The 16,114-nt window shown below is 58.7% G+C and carries 15 protein-coding genes and 2 pseudogenes; 11 read left to right on the top strand and 6 right to left on the bottom strand.

The features are described 5' to 3' along the window. Positions 1–25 precede the first annotated feature (25 nt). A complete protein-coding gene (locus LOY42_RS13090; RefSeq protein ID WP_258601049.1) occupies positions 26–1,516 on the top strand; it encodes a hypothetical protein in 1,491 nt (496 codons plus the stop codon). A gap of 99 nt (positions 1,517–1,615) precedes the next feature. Here the strand turns inward: LOY42_RS13090 and LOY42_RS13085 are convergent. The 3 genes and pseudogenes from LOY42_RS13085 to LOY42_RS13075 all read right to left on the bottom strand — a co-directional run. Continuing rightward, positions 1,616–1,771, bottom strand: a pseudogene (locus LOY42_RS13085) (LysR family transcriptional regulator); the annotation flags it as partial. After that, a pseudogene (locus LOY42_RS13080) lies at positions 1,771–2,457 on the bottom strand (cyclase family protein); the annotation flags it as partial. The pseudogenes LOY42_RS13080 and LOY42_RS13085, both read right to left, overlap by 1 nt. A gap of 193 nt (positions 2,458–2,650) precedes the next feature. Next, positions 2,651–3,685: a DUF4157 domain-containing protein gene (locus LOY42_RS13075; RefSeq protein WP_258601047.1), complete on the bottom strand. Its 1,035-nt coding sequence runs from the start codon at positions 3,683–3,685 to the stop codon at positions 2,651–2,653. Between the two features lie 549 nt (positions 3,686–4,234). Between LOY42_RS13075 and LOY42_RS13070 the strand changes: the two genes are divergently transcribed. Further along, positions 4,235–5,368 (top strand): aminotransferase class V-fold PLP-dependent enzyme, encoded by a 1,134-nt coding sequence (locus LOY42_RS13070; protein WP_198754207.1) that lies wholly within the window; start codon positions 4,235–4,237, stop codon positions 5,366–5,368. Between the two features lie 154 nt (positions 5,369–5,522). Here LOY42_RS13070 and LOY42_RS13065 read toward each other — a convergent pair whose 3' ends face one another. Then, on the bottom strand, positions 5,523–5,651 hold the full coding sequence (locus tag LOY42_RS13065) for a hypothetical protein (protein ID WP_258601044.1): 129 nt from the start codon (positions 5,649–5,651) through the stop codon (positions 5,523–5,525). A 37-nt stretch (positions 5,652–5,688) separates the two neighbouring features. After that, a complete protein-coding gene (locus LOY42_RS13060) occupies positions 5,689–6,597 on the bottom strand; it encodes a LysR family transcriptional regulator (RefSeq protein WP_258601042.1) in 909 nt (302 codons plus the stop codon). 177 nt (positions 6,598–6,774) lie between these two features. Here LOY42_RS13060 and LOY42_RS13055 point away from each other — a divergent pair, with 177 nt between their 5' ends. The 3 genes from LOY42_RS13055 (at position 6,775) to LOY42_RS13045 (ending at position 9,152) form a co-directional block, all read left to right on the top strand. Next, entirely contained in the window at positions 6,775–7,872 is a 1,098-nt protein-coding gene (locus tag LOY42_RS13055; RefSeq protein ID WP_258601041.1) for an alkene reductase, read from the top strand. A gap of 208 nt (positions 7,873–8,080) precedes the next feature. Beyond that, on the top strand, positions 8,081–8,557 hold the full coding sequence (locus LOY42_RS13050) for a VOC family protein (RefSeq protein WP_258601040.1): 477 nt from the start codon (positions 8,081–8,083) through the stop codon (positions 8,555–8,557). Between the two features lie 118 nt (positions 8,558–8,675). Continuing rightward, positions 8,676–9,152 carry an Atu1372/SO_1960 family protein gene (locus LOY42_RS13045; RefSeq protein WP_258601039.1) on the top strand — a complete coding sequence of 159 codons (477 nt, stop codon included), beginning with the start codon at positions 8,676–8,678 and terminating at the stop codon, positions 9,150–9,152. 64 nt (positions 9,153–9,216) lie between these two features. Here LOY42_RS13045 and LOY42_RS13040 read toward each other — a convergent pair whose 3' ends face one another. Then, positions 9,217–10,107 (bottom strand): LysR family transcriptional regulator, encoded by an 891-nt coding sequence (locus tag LOY42_RS13040; protein ID WP_110703451.1) that lies wholly within the window; start codon positions 10,105–10,107, stop codon positions 9,217–9,219. 106 nt (positions 10,108–10,213) lie between these two features. On the opposite strand from LOY42_RS13040, the gene LOY42_RS13035 reads away from it, so the two are divergent. The 6 genes from LOY42_RS13035 to LOY42_RS13010 all read left to right on the top strand — a co-directional run bounded on the left by LOY42_RS13035 (position 10,214) and on the right by LOY42_RS13010 (position 15,116). Next, positions 10,214–11,221: a zinc-binding alcohol dehydrogenase family protein gene (locus LOY42_RS13035; protein WP_258601038.1), complete on the top strand. Its 1,008-nt coding sequence runs from the start codon at positions 10,214–10,216 to the stop codon at positions 11,219–11,221. A gap of 54 nt (positions 11,222–11,275) precedes the next feature. Further along, positions 11,276–12,448, top strand: coding sequence for an L-dopachrome tautomerase-related protein (locus tag LOY42_RS13030; RefSeq protein ID WP_198754186.1), 1,173 nt, complete (start codon positions 11,276–11,278; stop codon positions 12,446–12,448). A gap of 209 nt (positions 12,449–12,657) precedes the next feature. Then, positions 12,658–12,984 (top strand): putative quinol monooxygenase, encoded by a 327-nt coding sequence (locus tag LOY42_RS13025; protein ID WP_258601037.1) that lies wholly within the window; start codon positions 12,658–12,660, stop codon positions 12,982–12,984. An 11-nt stretch (positions 12,985–12,995) separates the two neighbouring features. Further along, positions 12,996–13,901 carry a glycine betaine ABC transporter substrate-binding protein gene (locus LOY42_RS13020; RefSeq protein ID WP_258601036.1) on the top strand — a complete coding sequence of 302 codons (906 nt, stop codon included), beginning with the start codon at positions 12,996–12,998 and terminating at the stop codon, positions 13,899–13,901. Positions 13,902–14,144: 243 nt separating this feature from the next. Next, complete coding sequence (locus LOY42_RS13015) at positions 14,145–14,708, top strand: hypothetical protein (RefSeq protein ID WP_198754188.1); 564 nt, start codon at positions 14,145–14,147, stop codon at positions 14,706–14,708. A 24-nt stretch (positions 14,709–14,732) separates the two neighbouring features. Next, positions 14,733–15,116 (top strand): hypothetical protein, encoded by a 384-nt coding sequence (locus LOY42_RS13010; protein WP_198754189.1) that lies wholly within the window; start codon positions 14,733–14,735, stop codon positions 15,114–15,116. Positions 15,117–16,114: the final 998 nt, after the last annotated feature.

Here is a 16,114-nt window from a genome sequence, read left to right as displayed (position 1 = left end):
GCTTGCTAGTATTAAGGAGCGTCATGTGGATGTAGAACAGCTTCGCCAGCAAGTCCAACAGCAGTCAGAGGTTCAGGCCTGCCTGGAAGGACCATTCAGCCGAAGATTTTTACGTGATCGCTCGTGGATACATGTGCGCACCCTCGACACAATTGCTTATAAGTGGCCTGGTAATGCTCAGTCACTTGTGGAGCTGATTGTGAATCATTTGATTACGGACATAGAGCGTATCGAAGTCTTTCCGTCACCCTATGACATGGGAAGCCATCATCAGCTCACCCCAGAAAACACTCGCCCCGCTCGAGTGATGTCGTACCTGAAATCTTTCCCGGAAAATCGTGAGCCCAAGCAAACCCTTAAGTCTATTAGCGACGACATCAAGAGTTGGACAGGCTATGACATCAAAGCTTTTCGTGAGGTGGATTCAAACATCACAGCTAAAGTTCTATGCGCGCTATATGAGTTCAGATTGAGGGTTCGCCCCACGCTCACAAGCTTACTTAAAATCCCTCGAGCTGGAGAAGGTTACTCGTCAGAGTTTAGGAGCACTTGGCCGTTTGTAGCCACTGGTGAGTCAACAAAAAAAGCATGGGATATCGTCGCTACGGTCGCAGATCTAAAAGCAATCATGACATTTCAGATGGGCCCTGAGCACAATGAGCTTAGATGGGTAATGCTGTTGCTGCAACTTCAGTTCGAGAGTCGCTCGTTTGTAAATCCACTGGTGTTGCTTAAAGGTTATCGGGGGGTTAGGCACGATACAATTTGCAAGCTAAAAGAGATGTTGCCAATTGTGTTGGGAACTACTCCCGCGAGACTGGATGTTGCACTATACGTTCATCTCACGCTCTTGGAGATTGAGCATAAACTTTATGCAGCAGATGCGCTGGTCGAGTTTTTAAAGGCTGACAACTCCATGCCTGTTCTGCAGTCATTAGGACTTGGCAAGGAGTGGTTGTATGACGAGTTAGAGTACCCCACCTCGACGCTATTCGCACTCGTTTTCGATATTACGGGCATAGAGGTTGGAGATGAGCAGAAGGCGTTTTACTGGCATTGCTCGACTCTAGTGCTCACGATGAGATTTCAAGAGTCTAATGCTGTGACCATGGTCGAGCGATTTTCTGCACTAGTGAGCGTTTTAGGAGCGCGAGTGCAGGAAATTGAATATCCGCTCTGGTGGAAAGGTTACACAGGTGTTAGCACTCGACCATGGCATTATCTCAGGAAAGCTGTTGAAGGACTGTCGGAAACAGGTGTGATGGGGGCAGTGGATACCATCCCCTATGGCTATCGCGAGTTTTGGGCGCAGCGCTACAGCTTGGTGCTTCACCGTGGTATGGAGGCATGTGAGATGTGGGAGGAATCAAATGAATGTGCTAGTCACGAGATCCGATTAGTTATCGATATGTTCCGGGCTGCAGATATTGATGTAGCCGTAAATATCGCTAGTTCCTATATCCGCGAGAAAGCAGATAATGCTGCTATCCAAGCGGCAAAAATTTTAGGATGCTAAGAATTGAATGGCGCGAGTGTGTTCTGGAATGGCCTCAGCGGATGCCTTGGTCATGAATTAATTCTCGCGAGTCCAGACGTTCGGCGTGCTTGAGCAGGCCTCGGACGAGAAGGAGAGGCCATCATTGACGGTCAGGAACAGGCGCTGGTTGCGCCGCTCGAACAAGGACAGGCCGAGGTGATCCTAGAGCTGGGCGATCTGCCGGCTCAAGGGAGATTGAGAGATCTGAAGCTGCGCCGCCACGCGGCCGACGTTTCGGCCGCCGGCAGGTCAATGCCTGGTTCGGTCGCGAGAAACTGCTGGTTGTCTTTGCCGATCAGCTCCAGCCAGCCGGTGTTGAACAGCATCACGTCGCCCTTGCGCAGGGTGATGCCTTGTCGCTTCAACACCGTCTTGATGTCGTTGATGGTGAACGACGTACCGCCCGGCACGATGGCCTTGCCGTAATACGCGGTCATGTCCAGCACCACGCCACGGGTGACCATCGGCGGCACTTTCTCCACACCAAGCTTGGTCACGCCTTCGACGGTGACGAAGTCGGCGGCCTTGTTGCCGTTGTAGTAGACGTTGTCGATACCGATATGGCCGATGCCGTTGAGCTGGGTGCCGACCCCGGTCCAGCCGTTGACCAGTTCATCGTTGAAGCTGAACTTGTTCTTGCCCAGGGTCTGGCCGGCCTGTTCGCCGGACTGGATGTTGTAAAGGTGGAAGCTGCGGTGGCGGAAGGCGGGCAGATCCTTGCTGACGGCGACGGCGAGGGGGGAGGTCTTGCCGGTTTTGACCAGGCTGATGGCTTGCTTGACCACTTCGGGGGTGAGGAGGTTGGCGGCGCCGATTTCGTCGTTTGGGCCGTAGGGGGAGGATTGCCAGTTGGCGGCCAGGGTGGATTGGGCGGTGCTGGCCAGGGCCAGGGTGAGTAGTAGGGGGTTGAAATAGTGCAATTTGTGGGGTCCTGAACGGGGAGGGATGTCAGGGGCGGATTTTGGGGGGCGGCGGGGATGGGGAAAAGTGGGGAGACAAGGTGTTTTGCGTCAGGATCAAGAGAATGATTCAACATATGGTTGAGCGAGAGCTGTTTAGTCCATAAGCAGCTCTCGCAGACTTCATTCTATTTGTTAGACTTTTCCCTTTTTACTATTGGCACACGTATGCATAGGGCGGATGGCCAGGAGCACATTGCCCAGGGCAAACATTCAATCTAACGGAACCACTGCCGCAGCGTGGTTCAGCTGCAGTAACAGTAGGAGTCGGCCCCCAGCAACCGCATGCCTGCATTCCGTAACCCGACGGTAATCCCGTAGGATTTGAAACTTGCATTGGTTGTGGGGTACCCGCCCCGGCTACTGGGACTAGCGAACCAGCAACTCCTCCTATAGTAGAGTTGCACCAGCAAGGAGTACCAACTGGCGCCGAGCCATTAACTTGACAATTACCAATAGGCGTGCCGCACATGCTTGAGCTTACGTCCAGTGGAAATGAGGACCTCGGACGATTTAGCATATCAGTTGACACAGTATCATTAGGGGATTCAGTTGAAGACCATTGTTGAGCATTTCTCACGCTCACCCACGCCAGATATTGTGTTCCTGCATCATAAGCTGTTGCTTCCACATCACGATAATTACGAACATACCGAATCGAAAAATCTTTGATCCCCCAGTTCTGATACTGCATTACGTGCGTTAGCTCATGGACCCAGAGCGCTGGGTTATATAAGGCGTCGTTAACTTCCTTGAATACGATGACGTAATCGAGGGTGATTGCATTGGCTTCGCCATAACGGATGGAGTTCACCTGCAATGTCAAGTCACCACCGCCCTCGACTCTGTAGCGTGCAATATTCAAAATTTGCTCAGGGATAAATCCAGTAAGATTTCTTCTGATTGCCGGCGGGATCTGATCGACCCCAGCATTCAAAGCATCATCACGTGAACGCGCAATTAACTCCTGCAATAGTGGCGCGGTAGCTTGCACCAAAGCCTCATTAACGGTTCTGCTGGCCCCTTCCTCGATTGCTTTGTAAGGTGGGATAGCGTCTTTTACTTGCCGATTTGCATCGTCCATTGCTTTTCCTACACCGCAGTTACCGCAAAGGCCTTCCACAGCATCCCCCAGCAGTCCTCCCGCGCTCGACTTATTGGCTGAAAATATTGCCAGCAGTACAAGCATAAGGCTCACAGCTTTCGCATAAGATCGCATGGCATGCACCTCCCCGTGCTTTTCAAGAATTCATAGTTGAATTTAGACTACGTCATAGGTATTGCATGGATAGGCTCTAAGATATTTGGAATAACCTTTCTAGCACGTGGCGATAAGAGCTGCACTGAGCAGGAAAAGTGTCCTCAATAAGCGCCCTCGCCTAGCATTCAACTCTGCGCTCGACGCCCAGATCGTGTCCCAGGAAGTTCAATGGCATCTAGAACATCAGCCAGCTGGTGAAAAGCGGAGTACCGCTGGTGCTGGACGACTTTGGCACTGGCCATTCGGCGCTCGTGCGACTGGCGCGCATCACGTTGGCACAAGTCAAACTCGACCGATGGGGTTCGGACTGTTAGCCGGAAGCACAGAAACAAAAAGCACCTGCAACGGCTGTGGTGGTAGCGAGCCAAGGAAAAAGTCGGACAAGGATGGCGATTGCGGTGGGCCTGATCCCTTGTCATTTGCAATGGCTTAGGGCAGGGTCGACGCCAAGGACAACTCTGCCAAAGGAGCCACACCATGTCGAAGATTTATCCCGGTATCGATCCCGAGGGGCTGGTCGAGTATTCGGTGGTCTATACGGACCGCTCGCTCAACCACATGTCCCAGTCGTTTCAGGGGGTGATGAAGAATATTTCAACCACCCTGAAACAGGTCTACAACGCCCAGGCGGTTGCGGTGGTCCCGGGCAGTGGCACTTTCGGCATGGAAGCGGTGGCCCGGCAGTTTGCCACCGGCCAGCAATGCCTGGTGCTACGCAACGGCTGGTTCAGTTATCGCTGGAGCCAGATCCTTGAGATGGGCAATATCCCGGCGGCCACAACGGTGCTCAAAGCCCGACCGGTTGAAACGGGGCGCCAGGCTGCCTACGCGCCGGCCCCTCTTGAAGAAGTGTTGGCGGCCATTGAGTCGCAGAAGCCGCAGATTGTCTTCGCCCCCCACGTTGAAACGTCATCAGGGATCATCCTGCCCGATGAATACCTGCGGGCCGTGGGCGACGCCGTGCATGCGGTGGGTGGCCTGTTCGTGCTGGACTGCATCGCCTCAGGCGCGATTTGGGTTGATATGCACAGATGCGCAGTCGACCTGCTGATCAGCGCACCGCAGAAAGGCTGGAGCGCCTCACCTTGCTGCGCCCTGGTGATGCTCAGCGCTTTGGCCCTCGAGCGCATCGAATCGACGCAAAGCACCAGCTTCGCCTGCGACTTGAAGAAGTGGCTTCAGATCATGCAGGCCTATGAGCAGGGCGGCCACGCCTACCATGCGACCATGCCCAGCGATGCCCTGGCGCGATTCAACGAAGTGATGAAAGAGACACAAGCCTACGGTTTCGACAAGGTCTGCGACGAACAACAGGCCTTGGGTGATCGGGTGCGCGCAATGATGACCCGCAAAGGCATCAAGAGCGTGGCCGCAGCAGGCTTTCAGGCTCCTGGCGTGGTGGTGAGCTACACCGATGACGCCGATATCAAGAGTGGTAAGAAGTTTGCCAGCCACGGCCTGCAGATTGCCGCCGGCGTGCCGTTGCAATGCGACGAGCCGGTCGACTTCCAGACCTTCCGCATCGGCCTGTTCGGGCTCGAAAAGCTGCACAATCTCGAGCGCACGGTCAGCACCCTTGAGCAGGCGCTGGACGAAGTGATGGTTAACTAAGCGCACGGTTGGAGAACCTGCCATGACAACTCTTTCAGGCAGTCATGGACAAGGTCATGGTCCATCGTGCGCTGGCAACGTTGGATGTGCTGGTACTCGCGCTGGTACTGGTCGGTGTGTTCGGTGCTCAAGGGGCTGCGGAAGTACCTTCAGCTCACTTGCGCTGTTCACCGAGCACCTGGAAACCATCCATCTCCGGCATGGTGATATCGAGGATGATCAGGTCGGGCAGGCTGCTCCTGGCCAGCAGGGTATATGGCTTGGCAGTGTGCGCGGTGGGCATAGTGACGACGCCTGTTCGGACTTGAGCGGCAGGCAGCCTACCCCTGCGTCCCGGCCAACGACGTGCAGCGTTCGCGTAGAAAGGCCTGAAGGACCCTGACCCGTTCACTGACCTGAACCCTGTGCGGGCACATCAGGTAGACCGGCGCAGGCTCTCCCTGCCAGCCGGCGAACAAGACGCGCAACCTCCCGGCACGCACATCCGTGACGACATCGAGCCATGCCTTGTACACGATCCCGTGCCCGGCAAGCGCCCAGCGCCTGGCAACTTCGCCATCATCGCTGCGATAGTCGCCGCGGACCTTGACCTCGCAGACCTCGTCACCACGGCTGAAACGCCAGACATCGTAGGGGCGCCCATGACGCTGGTAGATGATCGCCGAGTGGGCGGCCAGCGCCTGAGGTGATGCAGGCTCCCCCTGACGGGCAAGGTAGGCGGGGCTGGCGCAGGCGACCCGATGATGCGCCTCCAGCACCGGCAAAGCCACCAGGGTTGAATCGACCGGGACGCCGAACCGCAGGGCGACATCCACCGGTTCGCCGAACAGGTTATTGGGGCGGTCATTGAGCAACAGATGCATCTGCAGGTGTGGGTGCGAGACGCGCAACTCATCCAACCAACCCAGCAGCACACTGCGGCCGAAGTCTGAAGGTGCCGCCAGTTGCAATACTCCGGCCAGACCCTGCTGCCCCCCGCGAATCGCCCGTTCTCCTTCGTCCAATGCTGCCAGGGCAAGCCGCGCAGCCTCCAGATAGCGCTCACCCTCCACAGTCAGGCGCTGCTGGCGCGTGGAGCGGGCGAACAGGCGAACCCCCAGGCGCGACTCCAGGCGCTTGAGCGTGAGGCTGGCTGCCGCAGGGCTGATGTCCAGCTCACGCGCCGCGGCCGAAAGGCTACCGGCTTCGGCGGTTCTGACCAGCACTTTCAACTCAGCCAGCCCTTGCATTTGTAAGCATTCCTTAAAAGTTATGTGCCAAAAGCCATATTTATCGCACATTTCCAATAAATGATCATGCAGACACCGACAGAGCGCGACGATGTCGCCCATGTCTCTCGCTTTCAAGTTCGACCACATATGACTACCAGCACCCCAGCCAAGCCCCCATCTGACCAGGAGCCTCCCATGTCCAGCCCGCAGCAACTCTTCACCCCATACGAACTCGGCGCCCTCACGCTGCCCAACCGCATCGTCATGGCGCCGATGACCCGCTCACGCAGCACCCAGCCTGGAGACGTGGCCAATGCGATGATGGCGCATTATTACGCCCAACGCGCCAGCGCCGGGCTGATCATCAGCGAGGCGACGCAGATCAGCCCCCAGGGCAAGGGCTACAGCTTCACCCCTGGTATCTACAGCGCCGAGCAAGTGGCAGGCTGGCGACAAGTCACCGATGCCGTGCATGCCAAGGGTGGGCGCATGTTCCTGCAGTTGTGGCATGTAGGACGGATGTCCCACGCCAGCTTCCACGACGATGGCCAGCCGGTGTCACCCTCCGCGCTGCGTGCCGATGCGCAGGTATGGGTGGTCGGTGACGATGGGGTAGGGCGGATGGTCGATGTCAGCGAGCCACGCGCCTTGAACCAAGAGGATATCCAGGCGGTGATCGAAGATTATCGCCTCGCCGCCCGGCATGCGCGCGAAGCCGGGTTCGATGGGGTCGAGATCCACGCCGGCAACGGCTATCTGATCGACCAGTTTTTGCGCACCACCTCGAACCTGCGCAATGACGAGTATGGCGGCAGCCGCGAGAACCGTATCCGTTTCCTGATCGACGTCACCCGGGCCGTCGCCGGGGAGATCGGCGCGCAATGTACCGGTGTACGCCTGGCCCCCTTTATCACCGCCCGTGGCATGAACTGCCGGGACGTGATCCCGACCATTCTTCAGGCTGCCCAGACGCTCGACACCTTGGGTATCGCCTATTTGCACCTGGCTGAAGCGGATTGGGACGACGCACCGCAGATTCCGCAACCCTTCCGGCATCAACTGCGCCGCGAATTCAGCGGTGCGATCATCGTGGCCGGGCGTTATACCCTGGCGCGCGGCCAGGCGCTGCTCGATGCCGACCTGGTGGACCTGGTTGCCTTCGGCCGTCCCTTCGTCGCCAACCCTGACTTCCCCGCGCGGCTGCAGCATGACTGGCCGCTGGCCGAGTTCGAGGGCAGCCGCCTGTTCGGCGGTGACGAAGTGGGTTACAGCGACTATCCCGCCTATCAGTGACGTGGCGAACGAAGATAACCGGTGCTTCGAGCCGGATGATTGTCACTTGTGCAATGAAAGTGTTCATGGGCAGGGCTGATTAATCCCGGGCACTGAGCACGCCAGACTCGACACGCGCAATGCCGGTCTCCAACACGATGTACCGGTGCGATGAGCCGCGTGTTCCAACGGCTCGCTTATTGGCATTACCCCCAATCCGGAGGATTTCATGGGCATCCTTAAACTCGACCATTTCACCATCCGCACCCCGCTCTGGGTAGAAACCGCAGCGTTCTTCGAGCACGTGATCGGCCTGGTGCCAGGGCCCCGGCCGGGGTTTCTTTTCCCGGGTTACTGGATGTATGCCGGTGACCAGCCGCTGTTGCACATCGCCAGTGTCCAGGGCGACCCAAAGGAACTGCAGATGTACCTGGGCGACAAGCCAGGCGGGTATGGATCGGGTTCACTCGATCATGTGTCGCTGCGTTGCGAGGGACTGGTGCAAGTCCAGGCACGATTGCAATCCCTGGGTATTGCGTTTCGTGAACGCGTCATACCACAAATCGGCGAACACCAACTGTTTCTCGAGGACCCTAACGGCATAACCATCGAGATGATCTTCGACTACGTGCCGGGTAGCCGAATTGTTGGCCAGAGCATGCCGCACCTAGAGACTGAAGCGCCTCACACCGTCAGCGCAGATTGACCGCCGTTGGTTCGACAAGGATCTGCGGCGACCTGCCTCCTGCTTGAGTTTTCCTCGGCATGGCGTCCAGGCGCGCCTTGCGCGTGCTTGACAATAACAACAGCACAAGGACCTCACCATGAACATGCTCGACACGCCCGAATCACGCCTGCAAGCTGCCGGCCTGACTTTGCCCAGCCCGGCACCGGCACTGGGCAACTATGTACCCTGGAGCATCGTCGGCAATACGCTGATGACGTCCGGGCAGTTTCCCTGGGTCGATGGGCAATTGCAGTACCGAGGCCGCCTGGGGCGCGATCTCGACCTCGGCCAAGGCTATGCGGCCTGCCGCTTGGCGGCGTTGAACGCGATCGCACAGCTCAAGGATGCGGTGGGTGAATTGAGCCGGATCCGTCAGATTTACAGGCTCGAAGGCGTGCTCAATGTGGCCGAGGACTTCTACGATCATGCCAAGGCGCTGGATGGTGCTTCGGACCTGTTGGTGGAGGTCTTCAACGAGCGAGCCCGTCACACACGCATGATCTGGTCCAACCCCGTGATGCCCATGGACGGCTTCTGCCTGGTGTACCTGTTCGCTGAAATCGATGCCCAGTGAACGGGAGCCCTGATCATGATCCTGGCCAACAAACTGTTCTTCGCCAGTTGCCTGTTCCCGTTGATCAGTCGCGCTCGAGCCCGGCGAAGCGGCACGACAACCAGGCGTGCAACTGCCTCACCGCAGGCGACAACTGCTTGCGGTGCGGGCACACCAGGCTCAGCGGCATGATCGGCCCGGGGTGATCCTGCAACAGTACGACGAGTCGTCCGGCCAGCACGTCGTCGCTCACATCCAGCCAGGATTTGTAGGTGATCCCTTCGCCGGCCACGGCCCAGCGCCGGGCGATATCGGCATCGTCGCAGAGCAGGGCGCCACGCACCTGGACGGTCTGCGCCCCCAGTTGCCACTTGTCGTAGATCCGGCCTTGCTGCATGTACAGCAGGCACTGGTGTTCGCGCAGGTCTTCGGGGGCCTGCACCGCACCTTGCCGCGCCAGGTACTCCGGCGAGGCCACTAGCACCTTGCGGTTCCAAGGTGCCAGTGGCAGGGCGATATAGTTGGCGTCGGCGTTAAGGCCGTAGCGGATGGCGATATCCACCGGGTCACGGAACAGATCGGCGATCTGGTCGGAGAGAAAGAAGCGCAGGTTCAGCTGCGGGTGTTCGCGACGAAACGCCGTGAGCCAGGGCAGCAGCACGTTACGCCCCAGATCGGAGGGCGCGGCCACCTGCAATGTTCCGCTCAACTGGGCGCTTTCCCGATTCAGGTTGTCCCGCCCGTGTCGGAGGGCTTCCAGGGCCGCCAGGGCAGAAGGCAGGTACTGCTCGCCCTCGGCCGTCAGGCGCAGGCTGCGCGTAGTACGGGCGAACAGCCGCACATCCAGCTCACGCTCCAGGCGCTTGACCGCCTCGGCCGCCTGGCCGGGCAACAAATCGGCCTCGTGAGCCGCCGCGGTAAAACTGCCCAGCGCGGCGCTGCGAACGAAGATGCCCAGGTCGTCGAGACGGATCATTATCACTCCTGCAATGAAAGTGTTCACGGGCAGGGCCCGTTTTTCCCAAGGACCGGACACGCCAGACTGGGTTCACGAATCAAACCATATCCAGTAGCGAGTGCCTATGAAAGCGATCAGTTTCATCCACAACGGCTTGCCTATTGAAGACCCTGCGTCTCTTCAAGACATCTTTATGCCCAGGCCGAACCCTGGGCCAAGGGACCTTCTGGTCGAGGTCAAGGCCGTGTCGGTCAACCCCGTCGACACCAAGGTGCGCGCTGGCACTTTCACCCGAGAGCCGAAAATACTTGGCTGGGACGCGGCCGGGATCGTCCGTGAAGTCGGGCCGCAGGTGACCCTGTTCAAGCCAGGTGACCAGGTGTACTACGCAGGTTCCATCGCCAGGCCCGGCAGCTACAGCGAATATCACCTGGTCGACGAACGTATCGTTGGGCATCAACCACGCAGTCTGGGTGCAGCGCAGGCAGCCGCGCTGCCGCTGACAGCCATCACGGCCTGGGAATTGTTGTTCGATCGTCTGGGTATCGTGGAGGGCGGCGGAGAGGGCGATGCCCTGCTGATCGTCGGCGCCGCCGGCGGCGTCGGTTCGATGCTGGTACAGTTGGCCCGGCAACTGACCCGCCTGACGGTTATCGGCACAGCCTCCCGCGCCGAGACCGCAGACTGGGTGCGCGAACTGGGCGCCCATCACGTCATCGACCACAGTGCGCCGCTGCAAGGGCAACTGCGTGCCCTGGGGATCGAGTCGGTCAGCCATGTCGCCAGCCTCACCCATACCGATCAGCACTTCGCGCAACTGGTTGAAGTGCTGCGGCCGCAAGGCCGCCTGGGTGTGATCGACGACCCGCAGACCCTCGATGTCATGCCGCTCAAGCGCAAGTCGCTGTCATTGCACTGGGAGTTGATGTTCACCCGCTCGCTGTACGAGACCGACGACATGGTGTGCCAGCACGCGCTGCTTGAGCGCGTGGCCGGGCTGATCGACCAGGGCACCCTGCGCACCACTCTGGGCGAGCATTTCGGAGCCATCAATGCCGCCAACATGCGCCGTGCCCATGCGTTGGTCGAGAGTGGCAAGGCGCGCGGCAAGATCGTTCTGGAAGGCTTCTGAAACCTATTTGACAGGCAACGGCGGACCGGCCGATCCGGTCCGCCAGGAGCAAGCATGCTTAAACAAACCGTGTTTCTCTGCGCCGCACTGACGGCAGGTATGTCCTCTGCGCAGGTTATCGCTGCCAATGCGCTTTCTGCGCATGCGCCCGCAGAGCGGGCATTCGGCAAGCTCGAGCAGGTCCATGCATTCCATGACGCCATGCCGACAGGCGTTACCGTCACCGAAACCGGGCGCATCTTCGTCAACTATCCGCGCTGGGGCGACAAGGTCCCTTTCACCGTTGGCGAGCTTCGTGACGGCGAGGTCCGGCCTTTTCCGGACCTGTCGTTGAATCAGGAGGATCCGAAGGACCCCGCAAAGGGACTGATAAGCGTGCAGAGCGTGGTGGCCGATGGCCGGGGCCGCGTCTGGCTGCTGGACACTGCGGCACCGGGGTTTCAGACGCCGCGCCCTGGTGGCGCGAAGCTGATCGCGGTCGACCTGGCGAGCAATCGAATCGTCAAGCGGCTGGTGTTCCCGGAAAACGTGATGTTGCCCAGCACCTACGTCAATGACATGCGCTTTGATTTTCGCCATGGCGCCGAAGGCACGGTCTATGTGACCGACTCCTCGCTGCGCGGTCCAGGGGCGATCATCGTGATGGACATCGCCAGCGGGCGCGCCGAGCGCCGTCTCAGTGGTGCCCTCTCGACCTCCGTGGCACCAGGCTTTGTTCCGGTAGTCGAGGGGACACCGCTGATGGCGAGCCAGCCGGACGGCACATCGAAACCATTGTCGGTGGCGTCCGATGGTATCGCCTTGTCAGCCGATGGTCAGACGCTCTACTTCACGCCGCTGTCGAGCCGACACTTGTATGCCGTGTCCACCGCCTTGTTGCGCGACCCTGCCATCAGCGAGCAACGGCTTGCCGCAGCCGTGGAGGACCTCGGTGAAAAGGGCGCCTCCGATGGGATGGAGGCCGACGCCGAGGGCGCTGTCTATGCCGGCGATTACGAGCATAACGCCATCCGCAAGCGCTGGCCGGACGGGCGCTGGCAGACGTTGGTGCATGATCCGCGACTGCTTTGGCCCGATACCCTGTCGATCGGGCCGGATGGCTACCTGTACTTCATCGCCAACCAACTGCACCGCCAGGCGTTGTTCCAAGGCGGGCGGGACCTGCGGCAGAAACCCTATGCCTTGATGCGCCTGAAGATCGATGCGGCGCCGGCACCGACCCATTGAGCACTTGTTGATCGTCAGTGAACCCAACTTGCTCTACCGCTGTACCAGCAAGCCACGGGCGACACAGATGTGATCGGTATTTTCACTGCAGCCGTGAAAGTGTTGACGCGCAGTCCAGGTTACTCCGGGCGAGCTGCCCGCAGACACTGACACACACCTCGAGGCAGGCCTTACCGCGCCTGCCTTGGACAACCGACCAGGAGCACGATATGAACCGACAGGATCAACCCCTTGTTTCCCTTGCCATCCTCAAGGCCAGGCAGGGCCAGGCACCGGCACTGAAAACGGCCTTGCTGGCCTTGATCGAGCCAACCCGAGCGGAGCCCGGCAACCGCGACTACATGCTGTTCGAACGCAGCGACGAGCCCGGGACGTTCTACATGCGCGAGGCGTTCGACCACCAGCAGGCCCTGGACACCCACCTGGCCACCGCACACTTCCAGCGTTTTGCCGAGCAGGCCGACCAGCTGTTGGCGGAGCCCTTGCAACTGATTTTCCTTGACCCGGTTTCATCTGCCGTTGCGCCCCATCCCTGAGGGTGCGGGCAATGCGACCGGTCAAGCGCAGACAATTCATCCAGGCCCTGGCCACTGTGGCTTTGCTGCCAGCGGCATTGGCGCGTGGGCACATGCAAGAGAGAGGGGCAACCATGGTCAGGCTCGGCGTCACCGACTTGTCTTTTCACCATGCCACAGCAGCGGTCGTGGCCCTGGTGTTGCAACGCATGGGCTTCGTGGTGGAGCGTTCCAGCGCGCCGCACGAGCGCAACTTCGAGCGGCTGCGCGAGGGCGCGATCGACATGCTCGCGTCGGCGTGGATACCTTCAAGCCATGGACTTTACAAGGCACAGGTGGAGGAACAGGTAGCAACCCGTGAGCTGGGGCTGCATTACACGCCCTATGCATTATGGGGGGTTCCCGATTATGTACCGGAATCGATGGTCGCGTCGGTAGAGGACCTGCTTGACCCCAGCGTCAGCGCACGCATGCACAAACAGATTCAAGGGATAGGGGCGGGCGCCGGCATTACCCGCTTCTCCCTGAAAATGATGGTCGACTATGACCTGGTGAGTGCCGGGTACAGTTTCCGTACCGGGACCCAGGAGCAATGCGTCGCCGCCTATGAGCAACTGGTGCGTGAGGGCAAATGGGGAATAGTTCCGCTCTGGCACCCGCAGTTCCTGCATCACAGCTATCGGATCCGCGAGCTCAAGGACCCCAAGGGTTTGCTGGGCAGTGTTGACCGGGCCGTATTGCTTGCACGGGACGACCGGCTATCGGGTTTCAGTGCCGCACAGCTGCAGGTGCTCGACAACATCCGCCTGGACAACACCATCGTGGCCGAGCTCGACCACGCCATCAACCGCCGCGGCGCGAGCCCTGACGAAGCGGCGCGCGCCTGGTTCGAGAAGCACCCGCAGGTGCTGGCTTCGTGGTTACGGCCAGTGTCCTGAATCCAGGGGCGTCGCACGGCTCCTTATCGACGACACGGTTTTGACAGATCGTCCCCTGATACACGGATCATGCGCAACTGGCGTCGGGCCTTTCGGTGAGGCTGCAGAGGAGGGCGCTCAAGACCCGAATGGGGTGGCCGCTGCGCTATCAGCGGTGCATAGGACGGATGTACTAGATAGCCCTTTGCCTTATGTTCAGGCGAGAAACTATTGCCTCGAAGAATAGGCAAAGGACTGTCCCCCATGATCGTGTTCAAGAAGCAGCTCCTGCCTGTCGCCTTTGTATGCAATGTCCTCGCTGCCCAGGCGAGCGATGTACAGATGGGCGACTTTTGGGTAGTCCACTACCAAGGTGGCTTGGGCAAGAACCAGGTGTTCGTCGCAGACGGCGACCCCAATAACATCTTCAATCGCCCAGGTGGCGCGAAATCATTGGGCGTTTATCAGCTTTACGAAGAGCCCGGCAAGCCAAACTTTACGGCGTACGATGTCGAAATCGACTGTGCAAAGAACCGTGTACGCATCATGGGTGCGCAGGATTTTCGTAGTGTTTTCAATGAATTGCACAACGCCAAGTATTCCAGTCAATGGCAGAGCAAACCTGACACCTGGTTGGCGCAAAGCCGCGACTTCCTGTGTAAACCGGCTGACCGCCAGGCCCGGAAAATGGAGCGCCTGGGTGTGATGCCGGCATCGCAAATAGCCAAGGCAGGGCCGCAGCTGTTCCAGATATTGAACCGCGAGGCTGCCAAGGCAGCCATCATGCAGAAGATCGACGAAGGGTTCGCACAGATGTCTGCCAAGTAAAGCGGCCTCCAGGGAGAAGACCTTATGAACCGATTGTTCGCATTGGGCCTGTTGGCCACATTGCTCAGCGGCTGCGCATCGCTGGAAGCCAGCAGTGCCTGGAAAGATCGCCCGGTGGGCGAGCTGATCGATTTCTTCGGCGTGCCACGGCAGGTCATGGTGGTGCCGGAGGAGGATCTGGTCGTGCTCAGGTATGTGCGCGACAGCAGCTATGTCACACGTGAAGCCGCGGGTGCTTACACGGGGCCGCAGAACGGACAGCTTGTGCACACGGAATACTGGGAGGATGTGCAGCACTCAGGCAGTTGTCAGATCGATGTGTTCGTCAACAGAGCGCGACTGGTGCAGAAGGTACGCACGAAAGGACGCTGTGCAGTTGTCGATATGGCGCCGGCAGCTCGAGCGTGATCGGCAGGCAAAACCACAGGTGATCGACTCAGGAGGTCACCTCCCTTAATACGTCATTTAACATAATATACATTATGCGTAGGTTTGTATTAAGCACCATGCCCAGAGGGATGTCAGGCCCCCGTAAAGATGCGCCTTTGCCTACCTAATTGTGCGCCTCTTACAAATCAATGGCTTGAGCATGCATTTGTTAGTGCCAGTCTCAAGATCGACAGCGCTTTTCCCAACCTGCACCAACGAATACCCAGCTAAAGATGCGCTTCTAGCCACACGCGGTCCCCATCTATAGATGCGCTTTTTTTGGGGTTCCCAAGCCTCCAATACGCTTTACGCACAAATTGCACGTCAACCAGTCACGCTTTTTTTGGCTATCTTGCCCCGAGGTGCCGTCTACAGGGAAATGCGCCCTCGGGATCACGAGAGTGCTGATTCGCAAATTACGCTACCGCATGATGCTCTTAGCCATTCATGGTTTGCGTACAGTCTCTAGCTCACCATTGATGGCCCGTAACCAATGGAAGCTGCATAAATGCTTTCCGTTGGCCACATCACCCGAGGTACCGATGAAGTCAGAGACCTCGTTGCCCAGCCAGCGGTGAATCTGCTTCCCCATGGCGGTTTCGCACGGCAGGCTGCTGCTAAGCTGTCCACGGGTGCGCCCGCTGGCGTCACAGCCGACAGTAGTCTCCTGGTCGTTGAGTTATGCTGATGTCACTCCAGTGGTACTGACTCTCACACAGGCTGCAATTTGAAATGGAGTGGTAAGGAATGTTAACGTGGCCTGAGGCAGTTCCTACGCCTTAGCAGGATCTAAAATGCCTATGCTGTGCACCGCAGAGATAGTGCCAGTGGACTTTCAAAGGCTTAGTCACCCTGCTCCATTCGCAATTAAGCTCGATAAAACCCCAACTCAACTAAATGACTATTTAGTTGAGTTATCTTATTTTTAATGCCCCAAAGGCGCCCTCCTATGCCACCAGTCTGCGGCTCTAGAGTTC

It is taken from the genome of Pseudomonas sp. B21-023, from assembly GCF_024749165.1.
GTDB lineage: Bacteria > Pseudomonadota > Gammaproteobacteria > Pseudomonadales > Pseudomonadaceae > Aquipseudomonas.
The sequence above is the reverse complement of the archived record's forward strand: the minus strand, read 5'-3'. Positions and strand labels throughout refer to the sequence as shown.